Here is a 562-nt window from a genome sequence, read left to right as displayed (position 1 = left end):
ACAGCCGCGGCCACAAGGCGTTCATGAGCTGGTTGAGCCCGAGCCGGTTGGACCCGCCCGGCGTACGCATCGTCTATGAGCCGACAGGTCCATATCACCGGGCCTTTGAGCGGAAGCTGGCGGCGGCTGGCCTTGCGCTGGTCAAGGTCAACCCACGCCAAGCCCGGCGCTTCGCCGAGGCCACCGGCAGGATCGCCAAGACCGACCGGCTGGACGCCGCCATGCTGGCGCGCATGGGCGCTCTTCTCGACCTCGAAGCACGACCGGTGCGCAGCCCGATCCTCAATGACCTCAAGGACCTGCACATGGCGCGCGAGGCGCTGGTGAAGAACCGGACGGCGGCGAGGAACAGGGCCAAGGCGCTAACCCTTCCCATCCTCAAGCGCCACAATGCCCAGCAGCTCAGGCAGATCGAACGTCAAATGGCTGCTGTCGAAAAGGAGATCACGGCGCTCATCCAGTCCGATCCCGATCTCTCCCGTCGCTTCGCTATCCTCGTCTCGATCCCGGGCGTCTCGGCAATCACCGCCTTCGCGCTTCTCATCGAAATGCCCGAACTCGG

Annotated in this window: 1 protein-coding gene; it reads left to right on the top strand. The window is 65.3% G+C overall.

Annotated features, from left to right (window positions below; all coding sequences use genetic code 11):
* Positions 1 to 23: 23 nt before the first annotated feature.
* On the top strand, positions 24 to 562 hold a 539-nt coding region (locus NKH59_RS33440; protein ID WP_502908738.1), incomplete at its 3' end, for an IS110 family transposase.

This window comes from Mesorhizobium sp. M0998 (assembly GCF_040318885.1).
Lineage (GTDB): Bacteria > Pseudomonadota > Alphaproteobacteria > Rhizobiales > Rhizobiaceae > Mesorhizobium.
This window is presented reverse-complemented; position numbering and strand designations above follow the sequence as displayed.